17 protein-coding genes and 2 pseudogenes are annotated in these 18,421 nt (G+C 70.9%); 11 read left to right on the plus strand and 8 right to left on the minus strand.

Translation table 11 applies throughout. The annotated features are described in order from the left end of the window. The 4 genes and pseudogenes from AC2VOK_RS17675 to AC2VOK_RS17690 all read right to left on the minus strand — a co-directional run. A partial coding sequence (locus AC2VOK_RS17675) for a PE family protein (protein WP_428901630.1) occupies positions 1-535 on the minus strand: 535 nt, incomplete at its 3' end. A gap of 132 nt (positions 536-667) precedes the next feature. Beyond that, entirely contained in the window at positions 668-1,276 is a 609-nt protein-coding gene (gene rfbC, locus AC2VOK_RS17680) for a dTDP-4-dehydrorhamnose 3,5-epimerase (protein WP_428901631.1), read from the minus strand. Further along, positions 1,273-2,268 (minus strand): dTDP-glucose 4,6-dehydratase, encoded by a 996-nt coding sequence (gene rfbB, locus AC2VOK_RS17685; RefSeq protein ID WP_428901632.1) that lies wholly within the window; start codon positions 2,266-2,268, stop codon positions 1,273-1,275. Before rfbB ends, rfbC begins: the two co-directional genes overlap by 4 nt. Positions 2,269-2,296: 28 nt before the next feature. Further along, a pseudogene (locus AC2VOK_RS17690) lies at positions 2,297-2,596 on the minus strand (LLM class F420-dependent oxidoreductase); the annotation flags it as partial. Between the two features lie 254 nt (positions 2,597-2,850). On the opposite strand from AC2VOK_RS17690, the gene infA reads away from it, so the two are divergent. From infA to truA, 8 genes are all read left to right on the plus strand, one after another. Beyond that, positions 2,851-3,072 (plus strand): translation initiation factor IF-1, encoded by a 222-nt coding sequence (infA, locus tag AC2VOK_RS17695; protein ID WP_003418601.1) that lies wholly within the window; start codon positions 2,851-2,853, stop codon positions 3,070-3,072. Positions 3,073-3,130: 58 nt separating this feature from the next. Continuing rightward, positions 3,131-3,244, plus strand: a complete 114-nt coding sequence (gene rpmJ, locus AC2VOK_RS17700) for a 50S ribosomal protein L36 (protein WP_003879483.1) — start codon at positions 3,131-3,133, stop codon at positions 3,242-3,244. 186 nt (positions 3,245-3,430) lie between these two features. Beyond that, positions 3,431-3,805: a 30S ribosomal protein S13 gene (rpsM, locus tag AC2VOK_RS17705; RefSeq protein ID WP_369740391.1), complete on the plus strand. Its 375-nt coding sequence runs from the start codon at positions 3,431-3,433 to the stop codon at positions 3,803-3,805. A gap of 6 nt (positions 3,806-3,811) precedes the next feature. Further along, a complete protein-coding gene (gene rpsK / locus AC2VOK_RS17710; protein ID WP_428901633.1) occupies positions 3,812-4,231 on the plus strand; it encodes a 30S ribosomal protein S11 in 420 nt (139 codons plus the stop codon). 13 nt (positions 4,232-4,244) lie between these two features. After that, positions 4,245-4,850 carry a 30S ribosomal protein S4 gene (gene rpsD / locus AC2VOK_RS17715; protein WP_421527976.1) on the plus strand — a complete coding sequence of 202 codons (606 nt, stop codon included), beginning with the start codon at positions 4,245-4,247 and terminating at the stop codon, positions 4,848-4,850. Between the two features lie 106 nt (positions 4,851-4,956). Then, positions 4,957-6,000: a DNA-directed RNA polymerase subunit alpha gene (locus AC2VOK_RS17720; protein WP_428901634.1), complete on the plus strand. Its 1,044-nt coding sequence runs from the start codon at positions 4,957-4,959 to the stop codon at positions 5,998-6,000. Between the two features lie 78 nt (positions 6,001-6,078). Continuing rightward, the gene (rplQ, locus tag AC2VOK_RS17725) at positions 6,079-6,624 is read left to right on the plus strand and encodes a 50S ribosomal protein L17 (protein WP_428901635.1); all 546 of its coding nucleotides are present in this window, start codon (positions 6,079-6,081) and stop codon (positions 6,622-6,624) included. After that, complete coding sequence (gene truA, locus AC2VOK_RS17730) at positions 6,605-7,465, plus strand: tRNA pseudouridine(38-40) synthase TruA (RefSeq protein ID WP_428901636.1); 861 nt, start codon at positions 6,605-6,607, stop codon at positions 7,463-7,465. The genes rplQ and truA overlap by 20 nt, the downstream gene beginning before the upstream one ends. A gap of 18 nt (positions 7,466-7,483) precedes the next feature. Here truA and AC2VOK_RS17735 read toward each other — a convergent pair whose 3' ends face one another. Both AC2VOK_RS17735 and AC2VOK_RS17740 read right to left on the minus strand, forming a co-directional pair. Then, positions 7,484-8,188, minus strand: a complete 705-nt coding sequence (locus AC2VOK_RS17735; RefSeq protein WP_428901637.1) for a cutinase family protein — start codon at positions 8,186-8,188, stop codon at positions 7,484-7,486. A gap of 76 nt (positions 8,189-8,264) precedes the next feature. After that, positions 8,265-9,176 carry a cutinase family protein gene (locus AC2VOK_RS17740; protein ID WP_428901638.1) on the minus strand — a complete coding sequence of 304 codons (912 nt, stop codon included), beginning with the start codon at positions 9,174-9,176 and terminating at the stop codon, positions 8,265-8,267. Positions 9,177-9,276: 100 nt separating this feature from the next. Here AC2VOK_RS17740 and eccB point away from each other — a divergent pair. Further along, positions 9,277-10,695 (plus strand): annotated as a pseudogene (gene eccB / locus AC2VOK_RS17745) (type VII secretion protein EccB); the annotation flags it as partial. On the opposite strand, the gene mycP reads toward eccB, so the two are convergent. After that, entirely contained in the window at positions 10,651-11,958 is a 1,308-nt protein-coding gene (gene mycP / locus AC2VOK_RS17750; protein WP_428901639.1) for a type VII secretion-associated serine protease mycosin, read from the minus strand. The pseudogene eccB and the gene mycP sit on opposite strands and share 45 nt — an antisense overlap. Continuing rightward, on the minus strand, positions 11,955-13,313 hold the full coding sequence (gene eccD, locus AC2VOK_RS17755; protein ID WP_428901640.1) for a type VII secretion integral membrane protein EccD: 1,359 nt from the start codon (positions 13,311-13,313) through the stop codon (positions 11,955-11,957). Before eccD ends, mycP begins: the two co-directional genes overlap by 4 nt. A 126-nt stretch (positions 13,314-13,439) precedes the next feature. Here eccD and eccCa point away from each other — a divergent pair, with 126 nt between their 5' ends. Both eccCa and AC2VOK_RS17765 read left to right on the plus strand, forming a co-directional pair. Then, positions 13,440-17,162, plus strand: coding sequence for a type VII secretion protein EccCa (gene eccCa / locus AC2VOK_RS17760; protein ID WP_428901641.1), 3,723 nt, complete (start codon positions 13,440-13,442; stop codon positions 17,160-17,162). Beyond that, a complete protein-coding gene (locus tag AC2VOK_RS17765) occupies positions 17,159-18,376 on the plus strand; it encodes a type VII secretion-associated protein (protein ID WP_428901642.1) in 1,218 nt (405 codons plus the stop codon). Before eccCa ends, AC2VOK_RS17765 begins: the two co-directional genes overlap by 4 nt. The last annotated feature ends 45 nt before the right edge of the window (positions 18,377-18,421 follow it).

Here is an 18,421-nt window from a genome sequence, read left to right on the forward strand (position 1 = left end):
GCCCACCAGGGCCCCCGGTGCCGCCGGTGCCGCCGGTGCCGAACAGCCCGGCGGGCCCGCCGGCCCCGCCGGTCGCCCCGAGCGCGGTGCTGTTCCCGCCGTTCCCGCCGTTGCCGTAGAGAATCCCCCCGGCCTGGCCTGCGGTTCCCACGCCCTGGGCGCTGGTGTAACCGTTTGCCCCGTTGCCGATCAGCGGACGCCCGAGCAATGTGTCGGTGGGTGCGTTGACCAGGTTCAGCAGCAGGTGCTGGGCGTTGGCAGCCTCGGTGCCGGCGTAGCCGGCCGCGGCCGCACGCAGGGCATGGACCTGCTGGTCGAGGAAAGCCGCAGCGCGGGCGCTGCGCTCCTGGAATCCCGCCGCGTGCCGAGAGAACACGTTCGCGACCATCGCCGACACCTCATCGGCGGCGGCCGGCACGAGTGCCGTCGTGGGCGCGGCGGCTGCCGAGTGGGCCGCATCGAGCGTGGAAGCGAGACCCGCCAACTCGTCTGCCGCCTCGGCCACCAACCCGGGCATCGCCATCACCAACGACATCGGAGACTCCCAGCGCCAGTGTCACCTAGCTTTCGCCCCCCCATCGGCTACGAGCGCATGATAAACCGCGCCGTCGGCGAAGTGAACGGGAACACGCGGTTGCACGCATGCGCGCGCCCGGCGCGCCCGCGGCTACCTGCTGCGCATGCCGTCGATGAAGGCCTGGCTTTCTTCCCAAGTGGGCAGTACCCCGGATGCGCGCACCTCGGCGAAGCTCGGAGCCGCGGCATCGCGGTCGGACAGGCTGGGGGCGGCACCGTCGACCAGCGGCCAGTCGATCGCCAGCGCCGGGTCGGTCGCGCAGACGGTGTGCTCGCGCTGTGGGTTGTACTCGGAAGAGCACAGGTACATCACCGTTGAATTGTCTTGCAGGGCGAGAAAACCGTGCGCGAGGCCCTCGGAGATGTAGATGGTGCGACGCTTGGAGTCGTCGAGCAGGACCGAATCCCACCGCCCGAACGTCGGTGAGCCCAGCCGGACGTCGACGACGACGTCGAACACCGAGCCGCGCACGCAGGTGACGTATTTGGCCTGGCTCGGTGGCACCTGGGCGAAGTGCAGGCCCCGGAGCACGCCGGCCGACGAGACCGAACAGTTGGCCTGCCGGACGTCCAACCGGTGCCCGGCGAACGCGGTGAACTCGCTGTTTTTGAGCCATTCGAAGAACATTCCGCGGGAGTCGCCGTGGATGGTCGGGGTGATCTCCCAGGCGCCGGGTATGTCGAGTTCGCGAACCTTCACTGACCACGCTCCTCGTAGCGGGCTTCGGCGCCGTCCTTGAGCGGCCGCCACCACGATTCGTTGTCGCGATACCAGTCGATGGTGGCTCGCAGGCCCGCCTCGAAGTTGGCATGCTTTGGCGCCCAACCTAATTCGTTGTACAACGACGACGGGTCGATGGCGTACCGCAGGTCGTGGCCGGCGCGGTCGGTGACGTGGTCGAAGTCGTCGGGGTCGCGTCCCATCATCTGCAGGATCGTGCGCATGACCGTCAGGTTGTCGCGCTCGCCCTCGGCGGCGATCAGGTAGGTGCGGCCGTTGTCGCCCTTCTCCAGAATCCGCCGCACCGCGCTGTTGTGGTCCTCGACGTGGATCCAGTCGCGGACGTTGGCGCCCGCGCCGTACAGCTTCGGGCGGCGCCCGGTCAGCACGTTGGTGATCTGGCGCGGGATGAACTTCTCCACGTGCTGATACGGCCCGTAGTTGTTGGAGCAGTTGGAGATCGTCGCGTGCACCCCGTAGGACCGCACCCAGGCCCGGACCAGCAGGTCGCTGGCGGCCTTGGTCGCGGAGTAGGGGCTCGACGGGTTGTACGGCGTGGACTCGGTGAACCGCTGCGGGTCGCCGAGCTTCAGGTCGCCGTAGACCTCGTCGGTGGAGATGTGGTGCAATCGCACTCCGTGCCGCCGCACCGCCTCGAGGATCGCGTAGGTTCCGACCACGTTGCTCCGCAGCGACGTGCCCGGGTCTTCCAGTGAGTTGTCGACGTGGGTCTCGGCTGCGAAATGGACCACCGCGTCGGACTCGGCGACCAGCCGGCTGACCAGCTCGGCGTCGTTGACGTCGCCTTCGACGAACCTGATCGAGTCCTCGACGCCGGCCAGCGACTCGCGCCGGCCGGCGTAGGTCAGGGCGTCGAGCACCGTCACGGAATCTTCGGGGTGTTCGCGCACGGTGCTGTGCACGAAGTTGGCGCCGATGAAGCCGGCGCCGCCGGTGACCAGTAGCCGCATGGCCTAAGACCCTAGCCGAGTGGACGGCTCAGCCGAGGGGAGTCAGCCCCAGCGGTCCGGCCAGTTCGCTCAGGGCCGGCAGCAGGGTCTCTTCGTTCCACCCACCCAGCACTTGGATCGCCACGTGATCGGCGCCAGCCTGCAGGTGTTCGCCCAGGCGGTGCGCGACCGTCTCGGGGGCGCCGTAGGCCACCACCGCGTCGATCAGCCCGTCGCTGCTGGGCTTGCTCACGTCGGCCTCGGTGAACCCCATCCGCAGCCAGTTGTTCACGTAGTCGCTCAGGCCCAGGTAGTGCTCCACGGTCTGGCGGCCGACCGCACGGGCCTTCCCGGTGTTGGCGCCCCTCACCGCATACTCGTGGGCGACGGGCCCTGTTCGCATTCCCCGGCTGGATTTTGGCGCGGGCTCGATGAGCGGGTATCGTGGACCAGCGGTGCGACATTCGCGCCGGCTTTCTGCGTGCCCTGCCCTAGGAATTTCCTGTCACCGGCTCACGTGTGAAGACCGGGTGACGCTGCGCCGATGCGGGTGGACCGAGTACGACGCCTGAAGACGATAAAGACGAGGATTTCTGAACAGTCATGGCCAAGAAGGACGGTGCCATAGAGGTCGAGGGCCGCGTGGTCGAGCCCCTGCCCAATGCGATGTTCCGCATTGAGCTGGAGAACGGTCACAAGGTGCTCGCCCACATCAGCGGCAAGATGCGTCAGCACTACATCCGCATCCTGCCCGAGGATCGGGTGGTGGTGGAGTTGTCGCCCTACGACCTGTCCCGGGGCCGCATCGTGTACCGGTACAAGTGACGAAGCCCGAACCCCAGCAACCCGAACCCCAGCAACGACAGAACAGGATCGACCGGCCGTGAAGGTGAACCCGAGCGTAAAGCCCATCTGTGACAAGTGCAGGGTGATCCGCCGGCATGGGCGGGTCATGGTGATCTGCTCCGATCCTCGCCACAAGCAGCGTCAGGGCTGATCCCTACGGCTCCTGACGTAACCGACAACTGAATGCAGACCCCCCAGCACCAGTGAGCGGCTGGCATCGATGTCGTGATGAACCGCTCATCCACGCCCGGACGGAGGCCGGGCCCCACCCCGAACTGTCGGGGGCGGGAACGGGCTGGGACCAGACCTCCGCCTAGAAAAAGAGGAAACGCCACCTATGGCTCGACTAGTCGGCGTCGATCTGCCGCGCGACAAGCGCATGGAGATCGCCCTGACCTACATCTACGGCGTCGGCCGGACCCGCTCGAACGAGATTCTGGCGGCCACCGGCATCGACAAGGACCTGCGCACGCGGGACCTGACCGACGACCAGCTGACCCACCTGCGTGACTACATCGAAGCCAACCTGAAGGTGGAGGGTGACCTGCGCCGCGAGGTTCAGGCCGACATCCGCCGCAAAATCGAGATCGGCTGCTACCAGGGCCTGCGGCACCGCCGCGGCCTGCCGGTGCGCGGCCAGCGGACCAAGACCAACGCGCGAACCCGGAAGGGCCCCAAACGCACCATCGCAGGCAAAAAGAAGGCCAGGTAGAACCCGATGCCACCAGCAAAAAAAGCGCAGGCAACCTCCGCCAAGAAGGGGCAGAAGATCCGCCGTCGGGAAAAGAAGAACATCCCGCATGGTGCGGCTCACATCAAGAGCACCTTCAACAACACCATCGTGACGATCACCGACCCGCAGGGCAACGTCATCGCCTGGGCGTCGTCTGGCCACGTCGGCTTCAAGGGGTCCCGGAAGTCGACCCCGTTCGCCGCCCAGCTGGCCGCCGAGAACGCGGCGCGCAAGGCTCAGGAGCACGGCGTGCGCAAAGTCGACGTCTTCGTCAAGGGCCCAGGTTCGGGCCGGGAGACGGCGATCCGGTCGCTGCAGGCCGCCGGTCTGGAGGTCGGCGCGATCTCCGACGTCACCCCCCAGCCGCATAACGGCTGCCGTCCGCCGAAGCGCCGTCGGGTTTAGGAGAGAAAAGTAGATGGCTCGTTACACCGGACCCATGACCCGCAAATCGCGCCGGCTGCGCACCGACCTTGTCGGTGGCGACCAGGCGTTCGAGAAGCGTCCCTACCCGCCCGGCCAGCACGGCCGCGCGCGGATCAAGGAAAGCGAATACCTGCTGCAGCTGCAGGAGAAACAGAAGGCCCGCTTCACCTACGGCGTGATGGAAAAGCAGTTCCGCCGCTATTACGAGGAGGCCGTGCGGCAGCCCGGCAAAACCGGTGAGGAGCTGCTGCGGATCCTGGAGAGCCGGCTGGACAACGTCGTCTACCGCGCCGGGCTGGCCCGTACGCGGCGGATGTCACGCCAGCTGGTCACGCACGGCCACTTCAGCGTCAACGGCGTGCACGTCGACGTTCCCAGCTACCGGGTCTCGCAGTACGACATCATCGATGTGCGGGACTCCTCGCTGAACACGGTGCCGTTCCAGATCGCGCGGGAGACCGCGGGTGACCGCCCGATCCCGAGCTGGCTGCAGGTGGTGGGGGAGCGCCAGCGGATCCTGATCCACCAGCTCCCGGAGCGGGCGCAGATCGAAGTGCCCCTGACCGAGCAGCTGATCGTCGAGTACTACTCGAAGTGAGGACATCCCGCACCCACGGGTGCGGACCCCCGGAGCCGCGACCGCGGCGACGGACCACCTGAGCGGCATCAAATAGCGGGTGCCGAGAAGGAGAAGAAGAAACACCATGCTGATCTCCCAGCGACCCACCCTGTCCGAGGAAGTCGTCGCCGACGACCGGTCCCAGTTCGTCATCGAACCGCTGGAGCCAGGATTCGGTTACACCCTGGGCAATTCTCTGCGCCGTACGCTGCTGTCGTCGATCCCCGGCGCAGCCGTCACCAGCATTCGCATCGACGGTGTGCTGCACGAATTCACCACCGTGCCCGGCGTCAAGGAAGATGTCACCGAGATCATCCTGAACCTCAAGAGCCTGGTCGTGTCCTCCGAGGAGGACGAGCCGGTCACGATGTACCTGCGCAAGCAGGGCCCGGGCGAGGTCACCGCGGGAGACATCGTGCCGCCCGCCGGGGTCATCGTGCACAACCCCGAGATGCGCATCGCCACGCTCAATGACAAGGGCAAGCTCGAGGTCGAACTCGTCGTCGAGCGTGGCCGCGGCTATGTCCCGGCGGTTCAGAACCGAGTCTCCGGCGCCGAGATCGGCCGTATCCCGGTGGATTCCATCTACTCGCCGGTCCTCAAGGTGACCTACAAGGTGGACGCCACGCGCGTCGAGCAGCGTACCGACTTCGACAAGCTGATCCTCGACGTGGAGACCAAGAGCTCGATCAGCCCCCGCGACGCCCTGGCGTCGGCGGGTAAGACGCTGGTCGAATTGTTCGGCCTGGCACGCGAACTCAACGTCGAGGCCGAGGGCATCGAGATCGGGCCGTCGCCGGCCGAGGCCGATCACATCGCGTCGTTCGCGCTGCCGATCGACGACCTGGACCTCACCGTGCGGTCCTACAACTGCCTCAAGCGCGAGGGTGTGCACACCGTCGGCGAGCTGGTCAGCCGCACCGAGTCGGACCTGCTCGACATCCGCAACTTCGGTCAGAAGTCCATCGACGAGGTCAAGGTCAAGCTGCACCAGCTGGGTCTGTCACTCAAGGACAGCCCGGCCAGCTTCGACCCGTCCGAGGTTGCGGGTTACGACGCGGCCACCGGCACCTGGTCCAGCGAGGGCGCCTACGACGACCAGGATTACGCCGAAACCGAACAGCTTTAAGGTCCGTCCGGTGACGATGCGGACCCGCTGAGGAGCCGGACAACTGCACTGAGATTCATCTAGACAGGAGCGTCAGCAATGCCCAAGCCCACCAAGGGTCCGCGCCTCGGCGGGTCGTCGTCGCACCAGAAGGCCCTCCTGGCCAACCTGGCCACGTCGCTGTTCGAGCACGGCCGGATCAAGACGACCGAGCCGAAGGCGCGTGCCCTGCGGCCCTATGCGGAGAAGCTGATCACGCACGCCAAAAAGGGCACGCTGCACAACCGTCGAGAGGTTCTGAAGAAGATCCGCGACAAGGACGTCGTGCACGCCCTGTTCGAGGAGATCGGTCCGTTCTTCGCCGACCGCGACGGCGGCTACACCCGCATCATCAAGGTCGAGGCGCGCAAGGGCGACAACGCGCCGATGGCCGTGATCGAGCTCGTGCGGGAGAAGACGGTGACGTCCGAAGCCGACCGGGCGCGGCGGGTGAAGGCCTCGAAGGCTCAGGAGGCTCCGGTGGCGGCCGCGGCGGCTCCGCGGGCGGCCGTCGATCCGGAGGGGGCTGTCGGCCCGACTGCCGAGGTCGTCTCGGAGTCCGCGCCCGAAGCCGCCGACGAGTCCGATGAGGCCGCCGACAGTTAGCGACGACGTCCGGCTGCGGCTCGACATCGCCTATGACGGAACCGAATTCGCGGGCTGGGCGGCACAGGTGGGGCAACGCACCGTCGCCGGCGTCCTCGACGAGGCGCTGACGACCGTCTTCCGCACGCCGGTGCGCTTGCGCGGCGCCGGCCGCACCGACGCCGGCGTCCACGCAAGCGGGCAGGTGGCCCACGCTGATCTGCCCGCCGCTATGCTCTCCAACGCCGAGTCGCGTTCGCGGCGGGCCGGCGAGCCGGAGTTCCTGCCGTTGCTACGACGGCTCGGCCGGTTCCTGCCCGCCGATGTGCGCGTACTCGAGATCAGCCGCGCACCATCGGGTTTCGACGCCCGGTTTTCGGCGCTGCGTCGGCACTACCGCTACCTGTTGTCCACGGCGCCCTACGGGGTCCAGCCGCAGCAGGCCCGCTACGTGACGGCTTGGCCGCGCCTGCTGGACCTCGAGGCGATGAGCGCCGCGTCACGAGACCTGTTGGGGCTGCACGACTTCGCCGCGTTCTGCCGGCACCGGGCCAACGCCACCACCATCAGGGACCTGCAGCGGCTCGAGTGGTCCCGCGAGGGTGACGTGATCACCGCAGACGTCACCGCGGACGCGTTCTGCTGGTCGATGGTGCGGTCCCTGGTCGGGGCGCTGCTGGCCGTCGGCGAACACCGCCGCCCGGCTTCCTGGTGCCGCGAGCTGCTCGCCGCCACCGTCCGCTCCAGCGAATTCGCGGCCGCGCCGGCGCGCGGGCTGACCCTGATCGGCGTCGACTATCCACCCGAGGGTCAACTGGCCGAGCGGAATTCGGTCACCCGCGACATGCGCACGCCCGGCTGAGCCGGCCTGCGCCGGAGTTCACAGCTTGCCGGCGGCGAAGCCGGCGGCCTGATCCACCAGGCCGGAATCGATGTAGGCCGGCTGGAAATGGGACGGCCAGTTGGTGCCGTTCGAGCAGATGGGATCCCCGGCCGCGCACTGGTCGATGGTCTTGCCGGCGAACGCGGGGCTGACGTTGCTCAGGGGTCCGACGATCCGTCGGGTGCCGTTGCCGAACAACGCGACGGCCGCGATGTGGTCGGCCATCGCCGGTGGGAGGGGATTGGTGAAGCCGAACGCCGGTTTGGCCACCGCGATCACGAGGTCGGCGGCTGCGGCGCCCAGTGAGTAGCCGCCGAGCACCATGCGCGTCTCGGGGCAGCTGTGGGCCATGGATTGGACGTGCGCACTCATGTCGTCGGCGCCCTTGGCGGGGCTGATGTCGGCGGGGTAATTCACCCCGTAGGACGCGACCGTCATTGTCGGCAGCTTGGGCCGCAACGCGTTGACGAACGCGTTGCCCACGTAGCCGGGGCCGGGTGGCTCCTCTCGGCCCCGCGCGAAGACCACTTCGGCGCCCGGGCAGGGCGCCGCCGCCGTCGGCCCGGGCGCCACCCACGGCGCGATCAGACCGGCAGCCGCGCCGAACGAAGCGGCGCCCAGAAGGCTCGCCAGCCTGCCGCCCACACTGGGCCTGGCGCCCGGACTGTGGTGGGGCAAAGGGTCACCCGCGCATAGCCGCATGGGCCGATGGTAGCGACGCGAGCGGTCGGCTCAGCCGGCTACCGCCGACGGTTCCGCAATCGTTATCGTCGCCGCGTCAGTAGGCGACGGAAACCAGGTCGGGCGCGGGCGACGGCGGAGATGACAGGGTCGGTGAGGACACGTTGCCCGGTATCGAGGGGCCGGGCCCCGGTGGTACCGGGCCTGCCGGTGTCTGCGGCCCGGGCGCCTGCGGGGAGGGGCCGGGGGCCAGTGGGCCGAGGGCCGGCACCTGCGGCCCGAACCCGGGCACCTGTCGGCCGGTCCCCGCCAGCAGCTTGGACGCCACGAAAGCCGCGGCCTGGGTGGTGTACACGGGGACATAGCCCTCGGTGTGCCCGGTCCACTCGTTGCCGGGGCCCGCGTGGCAGATCGGGTCGGTGGGGTTGCACAGGTCGATCACCTTGGAACCGAACAGCGCACTCTGGGCGCCCAGCGATCGGCCGGACCGGTCGGCCACGTCGCCGAACACGGCGACCGCGGCGATGTTCTTGGCGTACTCGGGGGGCAGCGAACTGCCCCAGCTGATGCCGCCGAGGGGGACCCCGCCCACGATGTCGATGACGTCGGCGCCCTGCGAGTAGCCACCCAGCACCAGCCTGGTGCCCGGGCAGGACGACGCCGTCGACTTGACGTGCGCGATCACGTCGTTGGCGCCGTCTCCGGTGTGGATCTGCAACTTGCTGGCGTTGTAGTTCACCGCATACGTACCGATGTCGAGGCCGCCGGTCTGCTGGCGCAGCGAGTCGACGAAGGCTTCGCCGACCCGGCCGATGCCGGGCGGCTCGTTGGTTCCGCGGGCGAAGATGACCTGCGCGTCGGGGCAACTGCCGGCCGAGGCGACCGGCACGGCGACGGCAGCGGTAGCCAGACCTGCGGCACCGGTCACAGCTGCGGCTCCCAGGCGGGCCCAGCGCCCCCCCGACCGCGCGCCGCCCGCCAACGGGCCCCGTGTGCGGTGCGGAATCATGCGTCGATTTTAGCTGTCACCAGGCCAGGAGGCACCCGTCGCAGCTGTGGATGGACTGTGCGCGGACACCGGCGGACGGGATTACCGTGAAGTCCGGCGCATGGGGGGCGGATCGTGGGGAGACGCGGAGAAGGGTGGGGACGGGGTGTCGGACCGGTCGACGACGGCGCTGCGGGCCAGCGGCTATCGCTTCTTGCTGCGTCGCGTCGAACGTGCCCTGCACGGCGGCCGGTCGGTGCCGGCGCGGGCGGCGCCGCTGACCCTCGGCTGGGCCCTGGCGGCGGTCACCGTGCTCGGCTGCGCCCTGGTGGCCGCGCTGCGGCCGCAGGCGGACTTCGACCAGGCGCGGATCGTGATAGCCCGGGAATCCGGCGCTCTGTACGTCCGCATGGGCGAGATCTGGCACCCCGTGCTCAACGTGGCTTCGGCGCGGCTGATCGCCGGCGCACAAGCCCGCCCGCAGCTGGTGTCAGAGTCGGATCTGCGTCGCACCAAACGCGGTCCGCTGCTTGGGATTCCTGGCGCACCGGCGCTGATCGGAGCGGCACTGTCCGCGCCGGAGTCCGGGTGGGCGGTCTGTGACAGCCGAGAGTCCGGCAGCCCGACCACGACGGTCGTCGTCGGGCGGGCCGACGCCTGGGCGGACGGTCGCCTGCCGGTCGGGCGGGCCATCCTGGCCACCCCCGGCCCGGGCTTGCCCGCCTATCTGCTCTACGAGGGCCGCCGGGCCGTGGTGGATGTCTCCGACGCCGCCGTCGTCCGGGCGCTCAGATTGGAAGGGCGCACGCCGCGGGCCGTCTCCCCGTGGTTGCTGAACGCCGTCCCCGAGTCACCGTCGATCACGGTGCCGCGAATCGGCGGAGCGGGCAGCGAGTCGGCGGGGGTCCCTGGCTTTCCGGTCGGCGGTGTGCTGCGCATCACGCGCGGCGGCAGTGACGAATATTACGTGGTGTTGCCGGCCGGGGTGCAGCGCATCGGCCGGGTGGCCGCGGATCTGCTGCGTCTCGACGATTCGCACGGGACCACCGACGTCCGTACGGTCGCGCCCGACGTGATCCGTGCCGCTCCGATCGTGACCACGCTGCCCGTGGGGGGCTTTCCCGACCGGGCGCCCGATCCGGCCGACGCCGGCAGCACCGTGTGCATCGTCCAGGAGCCCGAGGCGCCGGCGGGGTACGTGGGGATCGTGACGGGGCAACGCCTTCCGCTGCCGCCCGGGCAGCTGCCGGTGACGCTGGCGCAGGCCGACGGGAGCGGTCCCGCGCTCGACGCGGTCTATCTGCCGACCGGCCGCAGCGCCTACGTGCGGGGCCCCCGGGACGCCGACCGGTACCTGGTCACCGACACCGGGGTGCGCTTCGCCGTCCGCGGCGACGACGCCGCGCGCGACCTCGGTCTGGCGGCGCCGGTTCCGGCGCCATGGCCGATGCTGGCGGCGCTGCCGTCGGGACCGGAACTCAGCCGAGCAGGCGCGTCAGTGGCCCGCGACGCCATCGGCGGGTCCGTCGGGCCCGGTCCGGGCCCTGGTGCGGACGGCCTGGGCGGCCACGGCGGCGGCCAGCGCGATCAGGCAGACCGCCGCGCCGCCCAGCGCGATGCCGTGACCGTCCCGCTTCGGTGAGGGCCCCGGGGCGGGTGCCGGTATCGGCGACGGTGCCGGTCCGGCCACGCGGTCGGGCGCGCCGGAATCGGTGCTGACGGCGGCCAGGGCATCGACTGTCCCGTGGCCGACGAGCGGATCGCGGCCGGCGGCCGGGTGATGCGCGGTCGACTCGATGCGCCGCATCACCTGCCGCGCGGTCAGCGCCGGGAACCGGGCCCGGATCAGTGCCGCGACCCCGCTGACGACCGGTGCGGCAAAGCTGGTGCCCGACACTTCGCATCCGAGCGGGTTGACCCGCTCGCCCGTCGCCGCGACGTCCACCCAGGGGCCGGCCAAGGTGAACGGCGAGGGCGTCCCTTCGGAGTTCACCGATCCGACCGTCAGAACATAGTCGTCGTACCAGGCGGGACTGACCGCGACCGTGACGTCGTCCCAGGTGGCATCCGGACGTTGGGCGGGGCATTGCGCACCGCCGCCGGTGTTGCCCGCCGCGGCCACGACGACGGCGTTCTTCACGTCGACCGCATAGGCCAGCGCGGCGCCCAGCGCCCGGTCGTCGAGGGTCGCGGAGGCCGGAACGCAGGCGACCGAGGAGATGTTGATGACCGATGCGCCGAGATCGGCCGCCGTCCGCACGGCTTTGGCCAGCGTGTCGACGTCCCCGACGCCGGAGCGGGACCGGTCGGAGACCGGTGCGAACTTCGCGCTGGACTGGCGGATGCTGATCACCGTGGCCTCGGGTGCGACTCCGCCCGTGCCCGTGGCATCCGTCGCGGCCGCGATCATCGCGGCCACCAGGGTGCCGTGGGCGTCGCAGTCCGCGGCTCCGTCACCGGTTGACACGTAGTCGCCTCCGGGCACCACGGCACGCAGCCGCGGGTGCCCGGAGACTCCGGTGTCGATCACCGCGACGCGTTGCCCGGCCCCGCGGGTGAGCTGCCAGACCCTGGGCAGGTCGAGGTCGGCAAGGGGGTCGGTGTCCGGGGCGGGACCGGTCGTGAGCACCGCGCACACGTCGTGCTGCACGGTCGGTCGTGGCGGCGCCGGCCGGGCCGGCGCCGGCAGCCACTTGTCGTCCACTTGCGGCGGTGAAACCGCATGGGCGCCCGGCATTCCGAATTGCCACAGCGCCACCAGGGCCGACACCGCCAGCAGCCGCCCGGCGCGGGACGCCGTCACGGGACGTGAATTCCGCGAATGGCGCCGTAGACGCCGCAGATCCAGCACCCTAGCGGCGCCATGGCAACCACGGCAAGACGTTCCAGCATCCCGAGGCCGCGCCGCAGCGGGGGCGACAGCGACAGCTCCGGGGCGGCAAAGCGCAGGGACAACGCCGCCGCGGCGGCCAACAGGACCGCCGCCGCGGCGATCCACGGTCTCTGCCCGGTAGCGCTGATCGCCACTTTTCCGACAACTGTTGTCAGCGTGACAAATCCAGCGGTGGCTAGTGGCAAAGCCCTGCCGCCGACCGCCGTGTGGACCCTCGACAACAGCAGCGCGCCGGCGACGGTGGCGAAGACCAAGCGGGCCAGAGTCGGCCCGCTGGCCAGCGCGGTGACCACGGCGCCTACGGCGGCCGAGGAGGAGAACGCGCCGACCAGGCCGGTCAACCAGCGGTCGGCGCGCACCGCCGCGGCACCCACCCGGTCGCTTTCGGGCACCACGGCATCCAGGCGCGGTGACAAGCCCGCCAGCAGGAGGGACATCCGCCCCGACGCGTCGAGCAGGCCGAGGGATGCCAGCGCGGTCACCGCGCCGACGGCGGCCGGCGGGGCCGCGGTGAGCACGCCCACGAACGCGGCGGCGGCCATGACCGTCGCCGCACCCGCCATCGCGGTGAATGTCACAGCGCCACAGGCCGATGCGCGCATCGACAGCACCGACGTGACCCCGGCCGTCGACGCGGCCAGCAACACGCCCGGCAAACCCGGGTTGCCGGGAACGGCCAGGAAGCCGGCGATCGCGGCGAAGACCGTGCCGGTCACGCCCAGCGCGAGCGCGGCGGCGGGGTCCCGATACACCCGCCGCGCGAGCGCTCCGGCCAGCACGGCGACGACGCCTGCCGCGGCCGCCACGGCGGTGGTACCGGTGTGGCCGGCCGACCCGTTGCCGCTGAACGTGTTGTGAACCAGAGCAAGCGCGCCGATGCCGGCCAGGCCGGCCGCCGAGATCGCACCCGCGGTGCGGGCCGCATGGCGGCCGTCAAGCCGGCCCGCCGGGCCGAGCGCCGCCGAGACGGCCTCGGCGAGGTCGTCGTGGCGCGCCACGGGCGCCGCCGGCGCGCGCTGGCCGAGAACGAGAACGGTTCCGTCGCGGATGCCGTTCTGCGCCAGTGTGGTCGGACCGGGCAGCGCGGTCCGACCTACCGGTGAGAGCAGGTAGCTCGTCGCCTCCGCAGCGCCGGCGGGACCGTGCAGGATGTCGACGATCGACGGGATCAGGGCTGCCACGGGGACGCGGGCGGGCAGCGTCAGGTCCGCGGCGCCGGCTCCGGCGTGAACGCATACCCGGCACCATTCGTCAGATGCAGGCATCACGACCCCTTCGCTCGAATCACAGGCACATTAACCGGTTTCGTGTTTCCTTGCGTTCGGCTGTCCACAGGTGACTTGCCGCCCGCGTGGGTGCTGCCTAGCGTTCCCGACCGTGGGAGGATCGCGATGACGGACGACTTTGTGCCCACGGCGCGGCGACTTCCGCCGGCTGTCGCGCAGGACGACATCGTCGTCGATGCCCCGCCCGGCCTGCCGGCCCGCGCGTCGTCGGGAGCGCTGCTGCGGCTGCTCCCGCTTGTCACGTCGGTGGCGGCCGCGGGAGCCATGGCGGTGTCGTCGCTGCAGGGGCCGGGCGCGGGCCGCAGCCCGGTCCTCCTGGCATTTCCGGCGATGATGCTGCTCTCCGCCCTGACGACGGTGATCGCCGGTCGGGGGCGCCGCGGCGACATCGACGCCGACCGGACCGGCTACCTCGAACACCTGGGCACTCTGCGCCTGGCGGTCACCGAAAAAGCTGCGGCACAACGGTTGGCGCAGCTTTGGATCCATCCGGACCCGGACACCTTGTGGACGCTGATCGGCGGTCCGAGGATGTGGGAGCGGCGGGTCGCCGACGCCGATTTCTGCCTGGTCCGGGTCGGAGTCGGTATCCGGCCCCTTGCCGCCCGGCTGGTGGCCCCGGAGGCGCCCTCCGGGAGGGCAGCCGACCCGGTGACCACCGCGGCGATGCGGCGGTTCGTCGACACCCACGCCGCGCTCGCCGATGTGCCGATCGCGATCGGACTGCTACCCGGGGAAAGGCTGACCCTCCGCGGTGACCCGGCGGCGGTGCGGGGTCTGCTGCGCGCCGTCGTCTGTCAGCTGGCAGTGCTGCATGCCCCGGATCAGCTGCTGATCGCCGGCGCGGTCGGCGACCACGTCCGCGTCCACTGGGATTGGCTGAAATGGTTGCCCCACAACCGACATCCCGCCAGCACCGACGCCTTAGGGCCCGCCCGCATGGTGTACTCCAGTGTTTCCGAGGCGCTGGCGGCGCTGGCGGCGCTGGAGGCGCTGGAGGCGCTGGCGGTGCTGGGCTCGGTGCGGGGCTCGCGGCAGGCAGTGGTGATCGCCGACGTCGTCGACGACGTCGCCGCGATGCCCGGTGTCATCACCCTCGCGGTCGGCGGTGGGCGCGACGGGGCGCCGGTGACGATCACTGGGGACGGCGACACGCAGACCGTCGCGCGCCCCGACCGACTCGACCCCTTGGGCGCGCTGACCTGTGCGCGCCGGCTCGCCGCCTACCGGATCGGTGCCGACGGTCGGTTCGGGGACTCCGGGTGGCTGGGGCTGGCCGGGATCGTTGACATCGCCGACTTCGACCCGACCCTGCTGTGGCGCACTGCCGGCGAGCATGAGCGGCTGTGCGTGCCCATCGGTGCCGGGGCCGACGGTGCGCCGCTGCGGCTCGACATCAAGGAGCCCGCCGAGGGCGGGGTCGGACCGCACGGTCTGTGTGTGGGGGCCACCGGTTCGGGAAAGTCCGAACTGCTGCGCACCGTCGCACTGGGAATGATGGCGCTGCACTCACCGGCCGTGCTCAACCTGCTGCTCGTCGACTTCAAAGGGGGATCAACCTTTCTGGACATGGCCGGTGCTCCCCACGTCGCGGCGGTCATCACCAACCTGGCCGACGACGCGCCGCTGGTGGCCCGGATGCGTGACGCGCTGGGCGGTGAGATCAATCGTCGCCAGGAGCTGCTGCGGGCGGCCGGGTGTGTCGGTGTCGGGGCCTACGAACGCGCCCGCCGCGACGGCGCAGCGCTGACCCCACTGCCCTCGTTGTTCGTCGTCGTCGACGAGTTCTCCGAACTGCTCAGCCGCAATCCCGATTTCGCCGACACGTTCGTGGCGATCGGCCGGGTCGGCCGCTCGCTGGGCATGCATCTGCTGCTGGCCACTCAGCGCCTCGAAGAGGGCAGGTTGAGGGGTCTGGAGTCCCACCTGTCCTACCGGTTGTGTCTGAAGACTTTGTCCGCCGGCGAATCCCGCCTGGTGTTGGGGACGCCCGACGCCTACGAATTACCCAACACGCCCGGCGCGGGCTACCTGCGTGTCGGCAGTGAAAAGCCGGTCCGCTTCCAGGCCGCCTGCGTGTCGGGACCGCTGCGGTCGTCTGCGCCTCCCGCGAGGCCGCCGGGGACGGTGTGCCGGTTCGACGCCGGCGCGGTCGGGCCGGTGACCCGGGTCGCGGAGCGCGGCCCGGCGCCGACGGTTCTGCACGCGGTCGTGGACCGAGTGTCCGGGCACGGGCCGCCGGCGCACCGGGTGTGGTTGCCGCCGCTGGGTGCGCCGCCGGCGCTGGACACCCTGTTGCGCGAGCTCGCGCCGCGCGCACTGACGGTTCCCATCGGCATCGTCGACCGTCCGTTCGAGCAGCGCCGGACACCGCTGCTGGTCGACTTGTCCGCGGGCGCGGGCAACGTGGCGATCGTCGGCGCGCCTCAAAGCGGGAAGTCGACAGCGCTGCGGACGCTGATCACCGCGTTGGCCACCACCCACGATCCGGGCCGGGTTCAGTTCTACTGCCTGGATTTCGGTGGCGGAGCGCTGGCCTCGGTGCGTGACTGGCCGCACGTGGGTGCCGTCGCGAGCCGGGCCGAACCGCGGCTCGCGGCTCGCGTGGTCGCTGAGTGCGAGTCAGTGATGCGCTCGCGGGAAGCCCTCTTCGGTGAGCACCGCATCGACTCGATCGGCCAATACCGCAGGCTGCGTGCGCAGCGCGCGGTACCGCACGACGATCCGTTCGGTGACGTGTTCCTGGTGGTCGACGGCTGGGGGAGGCTGCGGCACGAGTTCGAGGAGCTGGAGTCCTCGATCACCACACTTGCCGCCCAGGGACTTTCGTTCGGCGTGCACGTGGTGGTATCGGCGGGACGTTGGGCCGACATCAGGCCGTCGCTGCGCGACCAGATCGGCACCCGCATCGAGCTGCGGCTCGGAGATCCGGCCGACTCCGAACTCGACCGCAAGGCGGCACAGCACGTGCCTCGCGACAGGCCGGGCCGCGGCATCTCACCCGACGGTATGCACATGGTGATCGCCGTGCCCGTCGACGAGATCCCGCACAGTGACTCGGCGGCGCCGCCCATACCGTTGCTACCCGCGCACGTGGACCACCACGCCGTCGTCGGTGCTGCCGGTGCCGGACCGCGCGCGGGCGTCCTGTTCGGCCTTGAGGAGAGTCGATTATGTCCGGTGGCAGTCGATTTCGAGCGGTACCAACATCTGCTGATCCTCGGGGACAGCGAGTGCGGAAAAACCGCCGCCCTGCGGGTCCTGTGCCGGGAGTTCGCGCGCAGCCTGAGTGTGGCCGAGGCGCACCTGGTGATCGTCGACTTCCGCCGCGGGCTGCTCGGTGCGGTCGAGACCGAACACGTCGGCGGGTACGCGGCATCTCCGGCGGCGCTGGCCGCGCTGCTCCCCGAGTTGCTGGACCGGCTGCGGGAGCGGATGCCACCCGCGGGCGTGAGCCAGGCGCAGCTGCGGGCCAGGGCCTGGTGGTCCGGGCCGGACGTCTACGTGTTGGTCGACGACTACGACCTGGTGGCCGCCCCCTCGGGCAACCCGCTGCTGGGTTTGGCCGAATACCTGCCGTATGCAAGAGATCTGGGCCTGCACCTGGTGATCGCCCGGCGCTGCGGGGGCGCCGAACGCGTGCTGTTCGAGCCCCTGCTGGCGGGCCTGCGCGATCTGGGCGCCACAGAACTGAGAATGAGCGGATGTCCCGCCGACGGCGCCCCGCTGGGTTCGGGCCGGCCGGTGCGGTTGCCGCCGGGGCGCGGCATCCTGGTCACCCGCGCAGGTGACGAACAGCTGATCCAAGTGGCCTGGAGTCCGCCGTGAGCGGGCACCGCGCGATCCTGGAGACGGGGCCTGGCACCGTACGCCGGTTATGTTGCGCCACAGATGGATCGGCTGACGCCGAAGTCGTGACGGCGGCCCTGGAAGCGATCGACGACCGGGTCGCGCTGCTCGGGGATCGACCGGTGAGCGTCGATGCGCTGTGGCGCGCCGCGCTCCGATCGTCGCTGTGCCCTGATGCCGGGGCAGCGTTGCTCCTGGTGCACCCGTCGTGGTGGTCGTCCTCGCGTGTCGGCGTGGTCACTGCGGCCGCGTGCACGCTGGCCGACGACGTGGTGGTGCGGCCGCGGTCGTGGCTGTTGGCGCGGGCGTCCGGGGCCGGGGCGGCGGTGGTGGTGGAGATCGCCGAGCGGTTGGTTCTGGTCGCCGGTGCCGAGGTGGTCGCGATACCCCGCGCGACGGGGTGCGGCGAGGCGGAGGAGAAGGTCGCGACGCTTGTCGCCGCGACGACGGGCACGGTGGTGGTCGACGCGCCGGGCACCGTGCCGGGGGCCACGACGTTCGCGAGGTCGCTCAGCGGTGCGGCGCGCGGTGGCGGGCGTGCGGTCGTCCACGTCGACGACGCCGGCATGGCCCGGCTGGCCCGCTCGGCCGGGCCGCCTCCGGCCGGCGCCGGCCGGATCGCGCCGCCGCGGCCGGGCACCGGGGGGTTGAGCACGCGGTCCCGGCTGCGCACCGTGTTCACGGCCGCCGCCGTGGTCATGGCGGCGGCAGCACCGGCCGTGGCGCCGGGCGAGCGTCAGGCCACGGGGCCGGCGCGCGCCGCGGCCTCGACCCTCCTGGTGGAGGGCAGGGTGGCGCTCTCGGTTCCGGCCGGCTGGCCGGCCCAGCGCGTGGTCACCGGGCCCGGTTCGGCACGGGTGCAGGTCACCTCGCCGTCCGATCCCGAGGTCGCGCTGCACATCACCCAGTCACCGGTGCCCGGTGAGGCGCTGAGCGGCGCCGCCGAGCGGCTCAAGCGGGCTATCGACGCCGAACCGGCCGCGGTGTTCGTGGACTTCGACCCGTCGGGGACCAGCGCAGGCCGCCCCGCGGCCACCTACCGCGAGGTGCGGGCCCGCCACCACGTGTGGTGGACGGTACTACTGGACGGCGCCGTCCGGATCAGCGTCGGGTGCCAGAGCCGTCCCGGTGGCTATGCCGTCGTGCGCGACGTGTGCGAGCAGGCGGTCCGCTCCGCGCACGCGGTTGGATGAACCGGAATTCGGTGGGAACCGAACCCGCTCCGCCGAGGTCGAACC

The sequence above is a fragment of the Mycobacterium sp. TH-M116 genome, from assembly GCF_057473685.1.